Here is a 16,504-nt window from a genome sequence, read left to right on the forward strand (position 1 = left end):
GCTTAGAAAATTAAGCCGCTTCATCGTTCAGGGGACGAACGGGCGGCTGCTCGCGCTCTCTCGCCTGCGCCAGATCATAGTTCGTCTGCATGGACAACCATGCACGTGCCGTGCTGGCCCCTGCCCTTTCCAAGCGCAGGGCGAGATCAGGGCTGACGGCCGCATGGCCGTTCAGCACGCGAGATAGAGCAACACGCGAGATATTGAGGCGGTCAGCGGCATCCGTTACGGACAGGCCCAAAGGAACCAGCACATCTTCGCGGAGCAACTCACCGGGATGAGGAGGAGATTTCATCATAGCCAACGCTCCTTCCCGGGCTGGTCGCGACATTAAGCAAGCCATCGAATTGCCGGCTTGGCAAGGGGCGTTTCATTCCGATCTCATCCATCGATAGAGCACGTCAGGCTCCCGCTCCTCGTTGTCGGCACCGTCGGTTTCCCGGATGGACTGAAAGCCGTGGCGTTCATAGAAGCGGCGGGCAGCGAGATTGCGCTGAAAGGTCCAGAGAAAGAGCTGCGGATGGGCATTCCTCGCTACCTCCAGAAGCTTCGAACCAATTCCCTCGCCCTGCGCTCCCGGCAGAAGATAGAGCTGGTCGACCCAGTCCTTCCGAAAAGCAATAACACCGAGGAGGCCGCTTCCCTTCTCGGCACCCCATATTTCGCAGCTCGGGAAAAGATGATCGCTCCAATAGCGGCGGTCCTCCTCCGGCGTATGCAGGCCGGCGAGCCAAGGCAATCGCTCGTCAAAGGAAGCGCGGTGAACTCGGGCCGCAGCCGGCATTTCAGATTGGCGAAGCCTGCGAACGACTATGCTCATGATACCTCCGGCAGCAGCCCCGGCGGGTTACCGCCGGGGCCTAAAAGCTCAACTTAATTCCCGGCGCGCCCAGGAGACCAGAACCACTCCAAAGGGAAGCGATCCGTAACCTTCGCCTGGTGCATCCTCGCTCTCCGGAAGACCGATATCGCGGCGCATCCAGTTCGACAGGTGAGCTACCTGGTTTTCCGCCTGACGACGCCGCCGGACAGCCAGGATCAGCGCCCACACGGTTCTCCAGGCGCCGAATTTCCGGTAAAGTTCATCGACCGTTGCCGCAAGGGTGTCGGCAACCACTACTTGTGATTCACGCATGAGTTTCCGTCCCGGCGCCGTGCAGACAGCCAGGTCCTCTCGAAGTTCGAAAGACGTGCGGATGCGGACACAGAGGTGCGAACAATCGCTGCGTCAGCCGGTCACGTCAGATCAGATGGAAAGTGCCAAAACGGCGGAGAAACCTTGGCTTAGAAGCCTCGGATGCCAATTTGATATGGCATAAAGCTGCGATGAATCATCATCATGACAGCGGCTCCGCCGAAGAGGCATGCAAGCGCGATATTAGACATTTCACACCCCTCCTTCTTTGAATTGCGGGCAAGGACTCGTTTACACCAGATCCGCCGGCCGGCAAAGACCACAATTGCGAATTGCAAACATCGCGGGTAATTCGTTGCAATAAAGCAACACCCCGTTCGCCGTCACGCGATCCGCAGACCGAAGCCCTGCATCAGCCGACGCGTCGAAAAATCCGGCTTGCCGGAGGTGAAGACGGCGAAGTCGAAATCGTCGGGATGTTCCGCGCCATCGACCAGCGGCACCTTGCGGCGCGCCTGGCGGGCGATCGCCTCGGCCGGGTCCAGCCAATCGACCGGCCACGGAGCGAGCCTTCGGAAGACATTGGCGACGAAGGGATAGTGCGTACAGGCGAGCACGACGATATCCGTCCGCTTTCCGTCCATCTCCACGAAACACGGGGCGATCTCGGCCATCACCTCCTCATCCGCGATCGCTTCGCCGCGGATATAGGCTTCGGCCATGCGGGCGAGGTTCTGCGACCCGACCAGCCGTACATGGCATTGCGTCGCGAAGGACTGGATGAGGTCGCGGGTATAGGCGCGCTTCACCGTGCCGGGAGTGGCGAGGACGGATACGAGACCGGAGCGGGTGCGCTCGGCAGCGGGCTTGATGGCGGGAACCGTGCCGACGAAGGTCATGTGCGGGAAAGCGGAGCGCAGATCCGCGCCCGCCAGGGTGAATGCCGTGTTGCAGGCGATCACGCAGATTTCGGGATCGTGGTCCTCGAGCAGCTTTTCGAAGAGCGAGAGGATGCGTTCCTTGAGCGCAGGCTCCTCCCAGCCGCCATAGGGGAAGCCGGCATCGTCCGCGATATAGATGAAGCCACGCTCCGGCATCAGCACGCGGGCTTCACGCAGCACGGTCAGCCCGCCGATGCCGGAATCGAACATCAGGACGGGCTTCGTCTCACTCTTCGTCATTCCCCTTCGTCTCCCCCCGCTCGCCTGCGTTCGAACCTTGCTTCGGCCACTGCCGCGGGAAACGATCGAGCGAATTGATCACGCCCCTAAAGACGCTGATCTCCTGCTCGGAAAAGCCCCGCCGCGACAGCACGGCGCGCAGGTTGTCCACCATTTTCGGCTTTTTTTCAGCAGGGTGGAAATAACCGCGTGCATCCAAGGCTTCTTCGAGGTGTTCGAAGAGGCCGAACACCTGTTCCTTGGTGGAGGGGCGCTGCTCGACCGCCTGGAAAGGCGTGCGGCCGAGATCGTCCATGCCGGACTTCATCCATTCATAGGACATCAAGAGCACCGCCTGGGCGATATTGAGAGAGGCGAATGCCGGGTTCACCGGGAAGGTGACGATCTCATCGGCCAGCGCCACTTCCTCGTTGGTGAGGCCCCAGCGCTCGCGCCCGAAGAGCACGCCGGTCTTCTCCCCCGCCCCGAATTTCGCCCGCAAGGTCTCGGCAGCGACCACCGGGGAGCGCACCGGCTTGAACCCGTAGCGCTCCCGCGCGGTAGTGGCGTAGACGAAGTTAAGATCGCGGATCGCGTCCTCCAGCGTCTCGAACACCTGCGTGCCGTCGATCACATGGTCCGCCTTGGATGCCGCGGAGCGCGCCTTCTCGTTCGGCCAGCCGTCGCGCGGGTTGACCAGGCGCAGTTCCGCCAATCCGAAATTCGCCATGGCGCGGGCCACCATGCCGATGTTCTCGCCGAGCTGCGGTTCCACCAGGATGATCGCCGGTCCTTCCGCTATGAGTTCGCGCTCGCTGTTCGTGCCTGACATTGCCGTTTCCGTTCATAGAATTCTGCGCCCGCAATACCGGCGCGCGGCGAAATCGGCAAGACTTGGGTCGGGCCTGCATCAATCCGGATAGAGGCGGCCGAGCATTGTGCCGATCATTTCCACACCCACCCGCGATCCGTGCTTGAAGATCGGCAGGTGCCGGCCGGCGGCGCGTCCGGCCTTGCGCTTCACCAGAAAGCATTCCGAGCCGCGCGCCGCAATGGCGTCGATATCCCCAAGCGTCGCTTCAAGCGCGGCCAGCACCTCGCCTTCCGGCTTCTTCGCGGCCGCGACCGCGTTGCGGGCGAAGATACGGGCCCAGTAGGTCGCCCCCAGGAAGACCGCCAGCGTCTGGCGCACCCTGCCCGGCCGCGTCACCACCGACCAGGAGCTTCCAAGCGGGCGGGCTGCCGCCGTCACCTCGCGATAGGCGACATCGAGGCGGTGAGAAAGCTCGATCAACTCATAGCGTCCCTTGCCATCCCGAACCGCCGCGAGAAGTTCGCGAAGCCCGCCGAACCAGCGCTCCAGCGCCAGATCGAGCGTGGAGCGCGTCGGGGCGGGAAGAACCAGAAAGGCGGCCGCCGTTCCGGCGAGCGCACCGATTAGCGTTTCCTCGATGCGCAGCAGCAGGAGATCGAGCGTGAGCTGGCCGATGAGACCATAGATCAGGCAAAGCACGATGGAGATGAAGAAGGTCATCACCGCGTAGGAGACCTGCAGATAGTAGAAGCCGAGAAAGATGCAGACCGCCGCGAGCGGCACGCTGATCGCCGGATGACCGGCAAGCAGGGTGGCGAGCAGAAGGCCGCTTCCAATGCCGAGCAGCGTGCCGACGGAGCGCTGCACGGCGCGCATCGCCGCATCTCCGCGCGACTTGGTATTGGTGAAGATCAGGAAGGCGGTCAGCACGGCCCAGAACCAGCGGTCGCGGGAGAGCATCAAGCCGAAGACCATGGCGACGGCGGAGGCGACGGTGATCTGCACCGCGGCACGCATCACCGGGTTCTTCAGCGAGAAATCGGGGCTCGCGGACGCCTGCTCCCCCTCGTCGCTGCCGATCGAGCGGAACTGATCGCTCCGCGCCTCGGCGATCACCGCCGCAAGTGCGGAGCGCGCATCCCGCAGCCAGAGAAGTGCACGGGCGCTTTCGGCGATGCGCTCGTCGCCGTTCACCGCCGGACTTGCAGCGATTTTCTCGGCCATATCGCGCTCGCCTTCGATAAGCGCATGCACGAGCGCGAAAGGCGGCGGGGCCTCCAGCGACAGCACGATGGCGCTTTCGGCGGCGAGATGCGTGTCGAATATCTTCATGGCGAGCGCGGCGACCGGTTCTTCGGCCGAAGAGATCGCTTCGTCCGAAGGCCGCGGCAGAAAACCCTCGGCCATCAGAACCACGTCCTTCAGCCGCTCCTCGAGCTGCCGCAATTCATGACGATCCGCCTCGCTCGCAGATCCGGCGCCGGACAGAACCGCAAGCCGCATCAGGATATCGTCCACCCGCACCTGAATGGCCATCAGCGACCGGAGGAGATCTCGGCGCCAGTCGTCCGGCAGGAGGTAGGTGCGCACGGTATGGCCGACCACGAGCGCAAGCACCGGACCTATGGCGGCGATCGGCAGGTCGGCGAGCGCCGGCTTCAAAAACGCCCCCATGAAATAGGAGGTGAAGGCGAACATGCCGATCGCGAAGCCGCGCGGTCCATAGACGCGCGCCACGGTCGCCGCCAGAATGACGAACAGGAAGACGATATCGGAAACGTAGCGATGCGGCTCCAGGAGCGTCGCGACGGTCACGCAGGCAAGGCTCACGACGGTTCCGTAAAATCGCGTCGCGAGCTGGGCGGAGGCCTGCCGGTCCCGCACGGCCACTCCGCCCTCGATCGACAGGATGATGGCGAGACCGAAGGCGATCGGCGGCAGGGAAAGGCCGGCAAGATGGATGGCGGCCAGGCACAGGATCGAGCCCACGACCGTAAGGGTCACGCGCGCGCCCATTCTGAAGCGCGAAAGCGCCGGGTCGTTGGCAAGCAGCCAGTCGCGGAAGACAGCGGCGAACTTCATGCGCCATCCTTTGCCGGCGGCGGGTGCCAGCCGTCCTGGGAGAGCATCATAATAACCCGCGCGAAAACTTCAAAACCCCGCCGTCTCATTCGCCCTTTGCGAGCAGACGCATCTCATCCATCACGGAATCACGCTCGCCTTCCGCCACATGATGGATATCGGCGATCACGGGCCGGCCGTCTTCGGTGACGATATCGAAATGCACCTCGTTGACGCTGTCCCTGATCTCCGGCTCCTCGATGCATGTCCAGGCCTTGAAGGTCACCTTCACATCGGTGATGGAGCCCTGGGGAGCGGGCGTCCCGATCTGCACGTCGGAAAGCGGACAGCCATCCTGCGACGCGGTTATGACGTCGTAGCCGAAGGGATCGCCCGGCGCGCCGTTCTCGGTATCATAGGCCGGCTTCTTGGACGCTTCGGCATAGGCTTCCTGGAACCCCTTGCTGAACAGGCGGGAGAGCGGGTCCGCATCGAAGATGAGCTTCCACTCGCTGTCGACCGTGTCCCAGTTCTCCTCGGTGATCTTCATCACCTCCTTCACCGGATCGGTGGCCTCTGCGGCGAGAGCGAAATTGGCTGTCAGCGCCAGAAGCGCGGCGAGCGGGATGGTCCGCATGGCATGAATCCAAAAGTTTGCGTGAGGGTGTTAGAGCAAAGGACGCCCAAATGGGATCGGCACTGTTTGCCCAAACCGGTTCGATCCGCGAGGAGAGCGGCGCGCGTCGTAGCAGAAGCATACGGCCAAGCCGCTCGACAAAGCGGGCGGCCGGTTTCGGCAAACCCTGCGGGCGGCATGATTTTTCGCCATTATCTTCGGCTTTCGGTCTCGCCGTACGTCTGTGTACGACCTCGCCGAAAGCCTCGATCCTGACAAAAAATCCTTGCCGCAGTGCGATTCCATTTGAGCGTCCTTTGCTCTCGGGCGAGATTAACCCGGCCGCCGCGTTTGGCAAGCGCAATACAGACCTGTCATGTTCGCATGGCAAAATGCAATCTTGAGGCTTGACCCGCAAAACTGTCCGTAGCCCCCGCGCATTGGCTTTGCGTTCCGCCCCGGCGATGCTATAGCGCAAGCCCATTGGTGTCCACCTACGGGATTTCGCGATCCCTCCGCACGTTCAAGAGGAATTCCATGCAAAAGATCAAGGTAGCAAACCCGGTCGTCGATCTCGACGGCGACGAGATGACCCGCATCATCTGGCAGCTCATCAAGGACAAGCTGATCCTGCCCTATCTCGATCTCGACATCGAATATTACGATCTCTCCGTCGAGAACCGCGACGCCACGGACGACCAGGTGACCGTCGATGCAGCGAACGCCATCAAGAAGCACGGCGTCGGCATCAAGTGCGCGACCATCACCCCGGATGAGGCCCGCGTCGAGGAATTCAAGCTCAAGAAGATGTGGAAGAGCCCGAACGGCACGATCCGCAACATTCTCGGCGGCGTGATCTTCCGCGAGCCAATCATCATGAAGAACGTTCCGCGCCTGGTGCCGGGCTGGACGAAGCCGATCATTGTCGGCCGCCACGCCTTCGGCGACCAGTACCGCGCCACCGATTTCAAGTTCCCCGGCAAGGGCAAGCTGACGATCAAGTTCGTCGGCGAAGATGGCCAGACGATCGAGCACGACGTTTTCGACGCGCCGTCGTCCGGCGTTGCGATGGCGATGTACAATCTCGACGATTCCATTCGCGACTTCGCCCGCGCTTCGTTCAACTACGCCCTTCAGCGCGGCGTTCCCTGCTACCTGTCGACCAAGAACACGATCCTCAAGGCTTATGACGGCCGCTTCAAGGACATCTTCCAGGAAATCTACGACGCCGAATTCAAGGCCCAGTACGAAGAGAAGAAGATCTGGTACGAGCACCGCCTGATCGACGACATGGTCGCTGCCGCGCTCAAGTGGTCCGGCGGCTATGTCTGGGCCTGCAAGAACTACGACGGCGACGTGCAGTCCGACATCGTGGCGCAGGGCTTCGGCTCGCTCGGCCTGATGACCTCGGTCCTGATGACGCCGGATGGCAAAACCGTGGAAGCGGAAGCCGCCCACGGCACCGTTACCCGCCATTACCGCCAGCACCAGAAGGGCCAGGAGACCTCGACGAACTCGATCGCCTCGATCTTCGCCTGGACCCGTGGCCTGGCGCACCGCGCCAAGCTCGACGACAATGCCGAACTCGCCAAGTTCGCTTCGACGCTCGAAAAGGTCTGCATCGACACCGTCGAATCCGGCCATATGACCAAGGACCTGGCGCTGCTGATCGGCCCCGACCAGCCGTGGCTCTCCACCACCGCCTTCCTCGACAAGATCGACGAAAACCTCAAGAAGGCGATGGCTGCCTAAGCCGCGCTTTTCCGATAAGTTCAACGGCGGGAAGAAATTCCCGCCGTTTTCATTTCGGGAGCCTGCAATGACCAACACCGTCCGTCCGCTCGAACCATCCGACCGCGCAGAATGGGAGCCGCTCTGGCAGGCCTATCTGCGTTTCTACGAAACCGAGCTGCCGCAAGAGCAATACGACCTCACCTGGGAACGCCTCAACGATCCGGCCGAGCCCATGCACGCCTTCGGCGCCTTCGACGACGACGGCAAGATGATCGGCATCGTGCACGCGATCTTCCACCGTTCCTGCTGGCTGCCGGAATCGACCTGCTATCTGCAGGACCTTTACGTGGAAAACACCGGCCGCGGAAAAGGCACCGGCGAGGCGCTGATCGAGGCAGTCGCCGGGCTCGCGCGCGAAAAGGGCGCCGGCCGGCTCTATTGGCTGACGCATGAAAGCAATGCCACCGCGCGGAGACTCTACGACCGCGTCGCCCAGAATTCCGGCTTCATACAGTACCGGAAACCGCTTTGATCCACCCCCTGCCCGACTTGATTCCGGCAAACGGAGACGATAGAACATAAAGAGAACATACAGGAGGCTGCCATGACCGAAGAACTCGTGCTTTACACCAACCCGATGTCGCGGGGCCGCATCGCCCGCTGGATGCTGGAGGAGGTGGGCGTGCCCTATCGCACCGAAATCCTCCAATTCGGAACGACTATGAAGGACGACGCCTACAAGGCCATCAATCCCATGGGCAAGGTTCCGGCAGTCTCGCATGGCGGGAAGGTGGTGACCGAATGCGCCGCGATCTGCGCCTATCTGGCCGACGCTTTCCCTGAAGCGGGTCTCGCCCCGCCACCCACCGAGCGCGCCGACTACTATCGCTGGCTCTTCTTCGGGGCCGGACCGGTCGAAGCCGCCGTCAGCAACAGGGCGCTCGGCTTCGAAGTGGCCCCCGATCGCGAGCGGATGATCGGTTATGGCAGCTTCGCCCACGTGATGGACACGCTGGAAAAGGCGGTGCAGGCGAACCCCTATATCGCCGGCGACAAGTTTACCGCGGCCGACGTCTATGTCGGAGCGCAGATCGGCTGGGGCATGCAGTTCGGCACGATCGAGAAACGCCCTGCCTTCCAGCAGTATTTCGCGCGCGTGGCCAACCGCGAGGCCGCGATCCGCGCCAACGAAAAGGATGATGCGGCTATGGCGGAGATACAGAACGCGGGCTGAGCGGGAAACACATCGCCGAGCCCCGGGACCCGCTGCGGCGCCCTCATGAGCGGGAGGCGCCGCGGACCCGCGTTCATCGATAAAAAATTACCAGAATTGGGACGTATTCAGTTGCGGTCCGCGCGATAAGCGCGTCACAATGACGATGTGCGAACCGGGAGTCCTGACCATGAAAAGCCTGCTCGGCGGCGCGGTGATCGCCGCGGGATTCGGTCTTTCCGCAGGTTCCGCCTCGGCGGAATGCGGCGACATCTCCGTTGCCGAGATGAACTGGGGCTCGGCGGCGATCGCCGCCAATGTCGACAAGATCATCCTCGAGGCCGGCTACGGCTGCAAGGTGACGCTCGTTCCTGGCGACACCGTACCCACGTTCGAGACCATGCTTGCGGATGGCTCCCCCGACATGGCACCGGAATTCTGGGTGAATGCAGTGCGCGGGCGGCTGGATGCCGCGACCGCCGATAACCGGCTGGCACTCGGCGCCGAAATCCTGGCAGACGGCGCGATCGAAGGATGGTGGATCCCGAAATTCATCTTCGACGCCAACCCGAAGATCCGCACCGTCCAGGATGCGCTGGCCGCGCCGCAACTCTTCCCCTCGGCCGGCAATCCGCAGCGTGGCGCGGTCCACAACTGTCCTTCCGACTGGGCCTGCCACGCCACGACGGCCAACCTCTTCCGCTCGCTCGATGGTTCCGGCAAGGGTTTCGACCTGCAGGAGAGCGCTTCGCCGGAAGAGCTCGACCAGTCGATCGTCTCCGCCTTCGAGAAGAAGACCGGGTGGCTCGGCTATTACTGGGCGCCGACGGCGATCCTCGGCAAATACGAAATGGTGAAGCTTTCCTTCGGCGTCGCATATGACCAGGCCGAGTGGGATGCCTGCACGGCGGTGGAGAATTGTCCCAATCCGCGGGTCAATTCCTATCCGACCTCGCGGGCGTTCACCCTGCTTTCGAGGGATTTCGGCGAGCTTGCCGATGTCGCAATGGAATATGTCCGGACCCGCAAGTGGTCGAACGAGACGGTGAGCGCGCTTCTCGCCTGGCAACAGGCGAACAAGGCGAGCAATGCCGAGACCGCCCGGCATTTCCTCGAAACGGAGGAAAAGATCTGGTCCGAATGGGTGCTTCCCGCCGTCGCTGACAAGATAAAGGCAGCGCTCTGATCGCCTGAGGCGTCGCAAATCGCACAATGGACGGACGCATGATGTAGTATGGGAACATGATGGCACGGGAATACCCGGCCGCTCTTACGCCGAACGGCGCAAGCTGCAAATCATAAGGGAACAGGATGGTACGGAGCACAGAGCCAGGACGGCCCGGCCCACGCGGCCCGGCAAAGTCGCGGGAGGCCGTCGATGGCTAGCCACGGCATCGAGATCAAGGGACTGTACAAGATTTTCGGACCGCGCGCCCGCGAGTACGTCGATCTCGTCGAGCGCGGCATGAGCAAGCGCGAACTCAACGAAGTGCACGGCCATGTGCTCGGCCTCAAGGACATCAACATCTCGATGCCGGCGGGCGGCATCACCGTGGTGATGGGGCTTTCCGGCTCGGGCAAATCGACGCTGATCCGCCACATCAACCGGTTGATCGAGCCGACTGCCGGCGAAGTCATCTATGACGGTGTAGACATCTGTCATATGAACGAGAAGGACCTGCGCGAGTTCCGCCGCCGGAAAACCGCGATGGTCTTCCAGAAATTCGCCCTGCTGCCGCACCGGACCGTCATCGAGAATGCCGTCTACGGCCTGGACATCCAGGGCGTCCCGCGCACCGAAAGCCTGCGGAAAGGGCAATACTGGATCGAGCGCGTGGGGCTCTCGGGCTTCGACAATCACTATCCGAACCAGCTTTCGGGCGGCATGCAGCAGCGAGTCGGCCTGGCGCGCGCTCTGACGAACGATGCCGACATCCTTTTGATGGACGAAGCCTATTCGGCGCTCGACCCGCTGATCCGCGTCGATATGCAGACCGTGCTTCTGGATCTCCAGGCGGAACTCAAGAAAACCGTCGTGTTCATCACCCACGATCTCGACGAGGCGCTGAGGCTGGGCGACACAATAGCCATCCTGCGCGACGGCCAGGTGATCCAGCAGGGCAGCGGCCAGGATATCGTGCTTTCGCCCGCCGACGACTATATCACCGCCTTCGTCAAGGAGGTGAACCGCGGCCGCGTGATCCAGGCGAAAACGGTGATGCGCCCGCTAGACGGCCCGGCGGAAGGCATAAAGCTCGGTGCCGGCACGACCTTGGAAACCGCCGCGAAACAGATGACCGAGGCCAATCACTCCAAGGCGATTGTCGTCGACGACGCCGGCGGCCCGCTCGGCATGCTCGATCTCCATACGGTGATCGCGGCCATGGTGACTCCGGTCGGTCATGCGGAACCCGGCAAGCCCACGGCCGAAACCGCCGCCGGGCGATCTGAGCCATCCCTCATTGCGAACATATAAAGATATCTTTATATAACCGGCAGAACAGCCCACAGGAGCAGGCCATGACCGCTGCCAATCCCTTGACCGAACTTCTGGCCGAAAAAGGCGTGCTGCTGGCAGATGGCGCGACCGGCACCAATCTCTTCGCCATGGGGCTCGAAGCCGGCGATGCGCCGGAACTGTGGAACGAGACGCAGCCGGAAAAGATCGACAGGCTCCACCAGGGCTTCGTGGATGCCGGAGCCGACATCATCCTCACCAATTCCTTCGGCGGCACGCGTCACCGGCTGAAGCTGCACAAGGCGGAAGACCGCGTCTTCGCGCTCAACAAACGCGCTGCCGAGATCGCCCGCGCCGTTGCCGACCGCGCGCCACGCAAGGTGATCGTCGCCGGCTCCGTCGGTCCAACCGGCGAGTTGCTGATCCCGCTCGGCGCCCTCTCCTACGAGGACGCGGTTGCGGCCTTCGCCGAGCAGATCGAGGGACTGAAGGCGGGCGGCGCAGACGTCGCCTGGATCGAGACCATGTCCTCGGCCGACGAAATCCGCGCAGCGGCGGAGGCGGCGACCAAGGTCGGCCTGCCCTATACCTATACGGGCTCGTTCGACACGGCCGGCAAGACGATGATGGGTCTCGACCCCAAGGATATCCACCGCGTTGCCGGCGATATCGGCAAGGGGCCGGTCGCGGTCGGCGCCAATTGCGGCGTCGGGGCTTCCGACATCCTGTCGAGCCTTCTCGACATGACGGCCGCCGATCCGGAGGCGATCACCATCGTCAAGGGCAATTGCGGCATCCCCGAATATAAAGGCGCCGAGATCCACTATTCGGGCACCCCGCCGCTGATGGCCGAATATGCCAGGCTGGCCCGCAATGCCGGCGCCAAGATCATCGGCGGCTGCTGCGGCACCTCCTTCGAACACCTCGCCGCCATGCGCGCCGCGCTTGACGGACACACGCCCGGCCCGCGCCCGACGATCGAGGAGGTGGTCGAGAGAATCGGCCCGCTGCGCAACAAGATGGCCAGCCAATCGGGCGGCGATCCCTCACGGGAAAGACGCCGCCGCCGCGCTTGAGCAGAGCCGGAACCGGCAGCTAGAGCAGCGCATCCATATGAAACCGTAGCTGTTCGGGCGGATAGCGGAAATCCGCGCCGACCGGACAGGCGTTGCGGGCGGCGCAGCCGGTGACCATGCAGCTTGCCCTGCCCGCCTCGCTTTTCAGGTATCCGCGACAGGCGGCGATATCGAAACGATCGGGCGTGACAGCATTCACCGGACAGTGCGCGAGACAGGGCTTGTCGCGACAGGCATCGCAGGCGTGGCCGACATGCTCATGCTCGGCTCCGATCTCGAAGGGAAAGCCGAGCGCGCCGCGGTAGCCGTGCCAGAGGCCATAGCGCGGATGAATCAGGATGCCGAGCGGCGACGGGCGCAGGCCATCCGCTTTCATCGCCCATTGCTGGAACGGCTGCCATGGCGGATCGGAAGGGAAGAAGGCGGTGGCGCCCAGCCTTTCGGCAAGCGGGCGGATTGCCTCCTTCGAAAAGGTATCGAGCGGATCGGGTCCGCCGTAATTTCGGCGCCAGCGGGAAAAGGCCGGCCAGAGCGAGCCGCCGATATTGCCGAGAAGGACCATGGAGCGGGCGGGACTGCCGCCGACAAGCAAAGGCCCCTCGCCCGGCGCGAATGCCGCCACCCCGCGCAGATAGATGCCGCAGGGCCGCAGCGCCTCGGCGATCTCCGCCAGAATGGCAGAAGGGCCGCTCGCGATATCTTTCAATGCGGCCCCTCATATTTGTAATGCGGGCGCCAGACCTCTTCCTGGATGAAGTCCGCCACCTGCCTGGCGCCGCCTTGCTCCCTGGCGGCCTCGGGACCTCTTCAGGTGAACGCGTCGGGCATCGAATCCTTGCGCGCCTTGATATAGGCGTTGAGCGCCTCGTCGATCGCCGGATCGAGCGGCGGCGCTTCATAGGCATCGAGCCAGGAGCGGCAAAGGGCATTGGCGCGCTCCTCGATGCGCTTTTCGCCCTCGATCTCCCATTGTTCGAAGGAATTGTTGTCCATCAGCGCCGAGCGATAGAAGGCCGTCTGGAAATGCGCCTGCGTATGGCTGCAGCCGAGGTAATGGCTGCCCGGCCCCACTTCGCGGATCGCGTCCATCGCTTGGCCCTCTTCGGAAAGATCGACGCCCGCCGCCATCTTCTGCATCATGCCGAGCTGGTCCTGATCGATCATGAACTTCTCATAGGAAGAGACGAGCCCGCCTTCCAGCCAGCCCGCGGCATGCAGCACGAAATTGGTGCCGGCAAGCAGCGTGGTGTTCAGCGTGTTAGCCGATTCGTGCGCGGCCTGGGCATCCGGAACCTTCGAGCCGCAGAGCGAACCGCCGGTTCGGAACGGCAGGCCGAGGCGACGGGCAAGCTGCGCCGCGCCGTAAGAAACCAGCGAAGGCTCCGGCGTGCCGAAAGTCGGAGCGCCCGATTGCATGGAGATCGAAGCGGCGAAGGTGCCGAACAACACCGGCGAGCCCTTGCGGATGAGCTGGGTGAAGGAAGCGCCCGCAAGCACTTCGGCGAGGATCTGCGTCAGCGTGCCGGCGACCGTGACCGGGCTCATAGCTCCCGACAGGATGAAGGGCGAGACCACAGAAGCCTGGTTATGCCGCGCATAGACCTTCAGCGCGCCGAGCATGGTCTCGTCGAAGACCATCGGCGAATTGGCATTGATGAGGTTCAGCGTGACGCAATTGTTCTCGACGAACTCGTCCCCGAACACGATCTTCGCCATGGCGATCGTATCTTCGGCCCGCTCCGGCGCGGTCACCGATCCCATGAAGGGTTTGTCGGAATATTTGATATGGCTGTAGACCATATCGAGATGACGCTTGTTGACCGGAACATCCACCGGCTCGCAGACCGTGCCGCCGGAGGAATGCATGGACGGCGCCATATAGGCGAGTTTCACGAAATTGCGGAAATCCTCGATGGTGGCATAGCGGCGCTTGCCCTCCAGGTCGCGCACGAAGGGCGGGCCGTAGACGGGCGCGAACACGGTGGCATTGCCGCCGATATGAACGCTGCGGGCCGGATTGCGCGCATGCCAGGTGAATTCCTTCGGCGCGGTCTTGAGCAGTTCGCGGCAAAGCCCCTTCGGGAAATGCACGCGCTGGCCCTTCACGTCCGCGCCAGCCTTCGCCCAGAGGTCGAGGGCTTCGGCATCGTCACGGAATTCGATGCCGATTTCCTCCAGCACCGTATCGGCGTTGCGCTCGATAAGCGCCAGGCCCTCCTCGTCCAGCACCTCGTAGACGCCGATCTTGCGGGTGATATAGGGCAGCGAGGGACCGGGACCGCTTCCCGCCCGCGCCGCGCGGCGGCCCGCCGCGCCCCGTTCGCCGCGACCGCGTCTCCCGCCGCCTGCCGAATCCGTCTCTCGGGTCAAATCGTCCATGATGTTCCTCGCCTTCGCGCCACCGGCGCATGCCCATTCTGATGCGCCATGCTAGGCGCAAGTGCAAGCCGAGCCCTGCCTTTCTGCGTCAAAGGCTTGCACAGGACAGACATTTCACCGATGCCGCCCGTCGCGTTTCGGACGCGCCGCTGTCGCATACGAAAGAAATTGCGAAACAATTTAAGGTTACACATATTGTGGAAGGGCTGATTTGCGCGGCTTCTCGAACCCAGGGGAACACCCATGTCCGACGACGAAATCATTCTGGCGGAACTTTCCGACGAGGAACTCGTGCAGCAGATGCACGACGACCTTTATGACGGGATGAAGGAAGAGATCGAGGAAGCGACGCGAATCCTGCTCGACCGCGGCTGGACGCCCTACGACATCCTCACCCAGGCGCTCGTCGAGGGCATGCGGATTGTCGGCATCGACTTCCGCGACGGCATCCTTTTCGTGCCGGAAGTGCTGCTTTCGGCCAATGCGATGAAAGCCGGCATGACGATCCTGCGTCCCCTGCTTGTCGAAACCGGCGCGCCGAAGCTCGGCAAGATGGTGATCGGCACAGTCAAGGGCGACATTCACGACATCGGCAAGAACCTCGTCGGCATGATGATGGAAGGCGCCGGCTTCGACGTGATCGATCTCGGCATCAACAATCCGGTGGAGAACTATCTGGAGGCCATCGAGCGCGAAAAGCCGGATATCCTCGGCATGTCGGCGCTTCTCACCACCACCATGCCCTATATGAAGGTCGTCATCGACACGATGAAGGAAAAGGGCATCCGCGACGATTATGTCGTGCTGGTGGGTGGCGCGCCGCTCAACGAGGAATTCGGCAAGGCCGTGGGCGCCGATGCCTATTGCCGTGATGCCGCCGTCGCCGTGGAAACGGCGAAGGACTTCATTCGCCGCAAGCACAACAGCCTCGCCGCCGGCTGATACTCAAGGGCTGAGTACGCAAGGGAAAGACCGGTCACACCAAAATTGACCGGTCTCTGTTCCTCGGAAGAGCCTTTTTACTGCGCAGCGCGATCGACGCGGCGGCCGGCATCCTGGGTAGCATCGACGGCATTGGCCGTGTCCTGCCCCATGCCGCGAATCGTGTTGCCGCAAGAGCTAAGCGAAAGCATGCTGGCGAAAAGAGCGGCGATCACGGTGACTGTCTTGACCGTCATGGTAGAATACTCCGATGGATATGGACCAAGTTGTGCCGGAAAATGATTTTCCGGCGAAGGAACGTTCAACGAGCGAAAAAGTTCACGTGATCGCGTGCGGAGCGATCGCGCGCGAAATTCTGGCCGTCTGCCGCCAGTATGGGCTCCACCATATCGATCTCAATTGCCTGCCGGCCATCTGGCATGCCTATCCACAGAAGATCGTGCCGGGGCTGGAGAAGGCGGTGGCGGAAGCGCGGGCAAAGGGATTTCAAAAAATCTTCTTCGCCTATGCCGATTGCGGCACCGGCGGCGAGATCGACCGGCTTTGCGAGCGCGAGAGCATCGCCCGCATCGAGGGTCCCCACTGTTATTCCTTCTTCGCCGGCAACGAGGCTTTCGCGGCAAAGGCGGACGAAGACCTGCTCTCCTTCTTCCTGACGGACTTCCTTGCCCGCCAGTTCGAGGCCTTCGTCATCGAGCCGCTCGGCCTCGACCGCCATCCGGAACTGAGGGACATGTATTTCGGCAATTACCGCAAGCTCGTCTATCTCTCCCAGGAAGAGGACGAGGCATTGCAGGAAAAGGCGCGCGCGGCAGCAGACTATCTCGGCCTCGAATACGAATACCGCTTCACCGGCTATGGCGATCTTTCGCCTGCGCTGCGCACCGTCTGACCTTCGGCGAGGATATCGCTGTCG

Annotated in this window: 19 protein-coding genes; 9 read left to right on the plus strand and 10 right to left on the minus strand. The window is 62.7% G+C overall.

All coding sequences use genetic code 11. The features are described from left to right. Positions 1–10: 10 nt before the first annotated feature. From YH62_RS02285 to YH62_RS02315, 7 genes are all read right to left on the minus strand, one after another. Positions 11–298 (minus strand): HigA family addiction module antitoxin, encoded by a 288-nt coding sequence (locus tag YH62_RS02285; protein ID WP_046792517.1) that lies wholly within the window; start codon positions 296–298, stop codon positions 11–13. A gap of 72 nt (positions 299–370) precedes the next feature. Continuing rightward, complete coding sequence (locus YH62_RS02290) at positions 371–820, minus strand: GNAT family N-acetyltransferase (protein WP_046792518.1); 450 nt, start codon at positions 818–820, stop codon at positions 371–373. Positions 821–868: 48 nt separating this feature from the next. Then, the gene (locus YH62_RS02295) at positions 869–1,135 is read right to left on the minus strand and encodes a DUF1127 domain-containing protein (protein WP_046792519.1); all 267 of its coding nucleotides are present in this window, start codon (positions 1,133–1,135) and stop codon (positions 869–871) included. A gap of 383 nt (positions 1,136–1,518) precedes the next feature. Beyond that, on the minus strand, positions 1,519–2,316 hold the full coding sequence (gene murI / locus YH62_RS02300) for a glutamate racemase (protein WP_046792520.1): 798 nt from the start codon (positions 2,314–2,316) through the stop codon (positions 1,519–1,521). After that, entirely contained in the window at positions 2,303–3,127 is an 825-nt protein-coding gene (locus YH62_RS02305) for an RNA methyltransferase (protein WP_046792521.1), read from the minus strand. Before YH62_RS02305 ends, murI begins: the two co-directional genes overlap by 14 nt. A gap of 78 nt (positions 3,128–3,205) precedes the next feature. Next, complete coding sequence (locus tag YH62_RS02310) at positions 3,206–5,191, minus strand: FUSC family protein (RefSeq protein ID WP_046792522.1); 1,986 nt, start codon at positions 5,189–5,191, stop codon at positions 3,206–3,208. A gap of 85 nt (positions 5,192–5,276) precedes the next feature. After that, entirely contained in the window at positions 5,277–5,807 is a 531-nt protein-coding gene (locus YH62_RS02315; protein WP_046792523.1) for a hypothetical protein, read from the minus strand. 50 nt (positions 5,808–5,857) lie between these two features. On the opposite strand from YH62_RS02315, the gene YH62_RS29995 reads away from it, so the two are divergent. The 7 genes from YH62_RS29995 to bmt all read left to right on the plus strand — a co-directional run bounded on the left by YH62_RS29995 (position 5,858) and on the right by bmt (position 12,267). Next, positions 5,858–6,190, plus strand: coding sequence for a hypothetical protein (locus YH62_RS29995; protein ID WP_156176924.1), 333 nt, complete (start codon positions 5,858–5,860; stop codon positions 6,188–6,190). A 133-nt stretch (positions 6,191–6,323) separates the two neighbouring features. Continuing rightward, on the plus strand, positions 6,324–7,538 hold the full coding sequence (locus tag YH62_RS02320) for an NADP-dependent isocitrate dehydrogenase (RefSeq protein ID WP_046792524.1): 1,215 nt from the start codon (positions 6,324–6,326) through the stop codon (positions 7,536–7,538). Between the two features lie 67 nt (positions 7,539–7,605). Beyond that, positions 7,606–8,052, plus strand: a complete 447-nt coding sequence (locus YH62_RS02325; RefSeq protein ID WP_046792525.1) for a GNAT family N-acetyltransferase — start codon at positions 7,606–7,608, stop codon at positions 8,050–8,052. Positions 8,053–8,124: 72 nt separating this feature from the next. Beyond that, on the plus strand, positions 8,125–8,754 hold the full coding sequence (locus tag YH62_RS02330) for a glutathione S-transferase family protein (protein WP_046792526.1): 630 nt from the start codon (positions 8,125–8,127) through the stop codon (positions 8,752–8,754). Between the two features lie 169 nt (positions 8,755–8,923). Next, entirely contained in the window at positions 8,924–9,919 is a 996-nt protein-coding gene (locus YH62_RS02335) for a glycine betaine ABC transporter substrate-binding protein (RefSeq protein WP_046792527.1), read from the plus strand. Between the two features lie 192 nt (positions 9,920–10,111). Further along, complete coding sequence (locus YH62_RS02340) at positions 10,112–11,209, plus strand: glycine betaine/L-proline ABC transporter ATP-binding protein (RefSeq protein WP_046792528.1); 1,098 nt, start codon at positions 10,112–10,114, stop codon at positions 11,207–11,209. Between the two features lie 44 nt (positions 11,210–11,253). Further along, positions 11,254–12,267 (plus strand): betaine--homocysteine S-methyltransferase, encoded by a 1,014-nt coding sequence (gene bmt / locus YH62_RS02345; RefSeq protein WP_046792529.1) that lies wholly within the window; start codon positions 11,254–11,256, stop codon positions 12,265–12,267. A 19-nt stretch (positions 12,268–12,286) separates the two neighbouring features. Here the strand turns inward: bmt and YH62_RS02350 are convergent, their stop codons facing one another. Next, positions 12,287–12,964 carry a 4Fe-4S dicluster domain-containing protein gene (locus YH62_RS02350; protein ID WP_046793004.1) on the minus strand — a complete coding sequence of 226 codons (678 nt, stop codon included), beginning with the start codon at positions 12,962–12,964 and terminating at the stop codon, positions 12,287–12,289. A gap of 110 nt (positions 12,965–13,074) precedes the next feature. Continuing rightward, the gene (locus YH62_RS02355) at positions 13,075–14,646 is read right to left on the minus strand and encodes a trimethylamine methyltransferase family protein (protein WP_046792530.1); all 1,572 of its coding nucleotides are present in this window, start codon (positions 14,644–14,646) and stop codon (positions 13,075–13,077) included. A 243-nt stretch (positions 14,647–14,889) separates the two neighbouring features. Here YH62_RS02355 and YH62_RS02360 point away from each other — a divergent pair, with 243 nt between their 5' ends. After that, entirely contained in the window at positions 14,890–15,588 is a 699-nt protein-coding gene (locus YH62_RS02360) for a B12-binding domain-containing protein (protein WP_046792531.1), read from the plus strand. Positions 15,589–15,665: 77 nt separating this feature from the next. Here YH62_RS02360 and YH62_RS02365 read toward each other — a convergent pair whose 3' ends face one another. Continuing rightward, positions 15,666–15,824: an entericidin A/B family lipoprotein gene (locus YH62_RS02365; RefSeq protein WP_046792532.1), complete on the minus strand. Its 159-nt coding sequence runs from the start codon at positions 15,822–15,824 to the stop codon at positions 15,666–15,668. Positions 15,825–15,838: 14 nt separating this feature from the next. On the opposite strand from YH62_RS02365, the gene YH62_RS02370 reads away from it, so the two are divergent. Beyond that, positions 15,839–16,480: a DUF1638 domain-containing protein gene (locus tag YH62_RS02370; RefSeq protein ID WP_046792533.1), complete on the plus strand. Its 642-nt coding sequence runs from the start codon at positions 15,839–15,841 to the stop codon at positions 16,478–16,480. Positions 16,481–16,504: the final 24 nt, after the last annotated feature.

Source organism: Rhizobium sp. LC145, from assembly GCF_001005825.1.
In the GTDB taxonomy this organism is placed as follows: Bacteria; Pseudomonadota; Alphaproteobacteria; order Rhizobiales; family Rhizobiaceae; genus Neorhizobium.

Bases quoted from the DNA above. Each gene is read 5' to 3' on its own strand.
- YH62_RS02355 (WP_046792530.1), bottom strand. From the start codon at position 14,646: ATGGACGATTTGACCCGAGAGACGGATTCGGCAGGCGGCGGGAGACGC.
- YH62_RS02360 (WP_046792531.1), top strand. From the start codon at position 14,890: ATGTCCGACGACGAAATCATTCTGGCGGAACTTTCCGACGAGGAACTC.
- murI (WP_046792520.1), bottom strand. From the start codon at position 2,316: ATGACGAAGAGTGAGACGAAGCCCGTCCTGATGTTCGATTCCGGCATC.
- YH62_RS02335 (WP_046792527.1), top strand. From the start codon at position 8,924: ATGAAAAGCCTGCTCGGCGGCGCGGTGATCGCCGCGGGATTCGGTCTT.
- bmt (WP_046792529.1), top strand. From the start codon at position 11,254: ATGACCGCTGCCAATCCCTTGACCGAACTTCTGGCCGAAAAAGGCGTG.
- YH62_RS02290 (WP_046792518.1), bottom strand. From the start codon at position 820: ATGAGCATAGTCGTTCGCAGGCTTCGCCAATCTGAAATGCCGGCTGCG.
- YH62_RS02305 (WP_046792521.1), bottom strand. From the start codon at position 3,127: ATGTCAGGCACGAACAGCGAGCGCGAACTCATAGCGGAAGGACCGGCG.
- YH62_RS02330 (WP_046792526.1), top strand. From the start codon at position 8,125: ATGACCGAAGAACTCGTGCTTTACACCAACCCGATGTCGCGGGGCCGC.
- YH62_RS02370 (WP_046792533.1), top strand. From the start codon at position 15,839: ATGGATATGGACCAAGTTGTGCCGGAAAATGATTTTCCGGCGAAGGAA.
- YH62_RS02310 (WP_046792522.1), bottom strand. From the start codon at position 5,191: ATGAAGTTCGCCGCTGTCTTCCGCGACTGGCTGCTTGCCAACGACCCG.
- YH62_RS02325 (WP_046792525.1), top strand. From the start codon at position 7,606: ATGACCAACACCGTCCGTCCGCTCGAACCATCCGACCGCGCAGAATGG.
- YH62_RS02295 (WP_046792519.1), bottom strand. From the start codon at position 1,135: ATGCGTGAATCACAAGTAGTGGTTGCCGACACCCTTGCGGCAACGGTC.
- YH62_RS29995 (WP_156176924.1), top strand. From the start codon at position 5,858: ATGGGATCGGCACTGTTTGCCCAAACCGGTTCGATCCGCGAGGAGAGC.
- YH62_RS02320 (WP_046792524.1), top strand. From the start codon at position 6,324: ATGCAAAAGATCAAGGTAGCAAACCCGGTCGTCGATCTCGACGGCGAC.
- YH62_RS02340 (WP_046792528.1), top strand. From the start codon at position 10,112: ATGGCTAGCCACGGCATCGAGATCAAGGGACTGTACAAGATTTTCGGA.
- YH62_RS02285 (WP_046792517.1), bottom strand. From the start codon at position 298: ATGATGAAATCTCCTCCTCATCCCGGTGAGTTGCTCCGCGAAGATGTG.
- YH62_RS02315 (WP_046792523.1), bottom strand. From the start codon at position 5,807: ATGCGGACCATCCCGCTCGCCGCGCTTCTGGCGCTGACAGCCAATTTC.
- YH62_RS02365 (WP_046792532.1), bottom strand. From the start codon at position 15,824: ATGACGGTCAAGACAGTCACCGTGATCGCCGCTCTTTTCGCCAGCATG.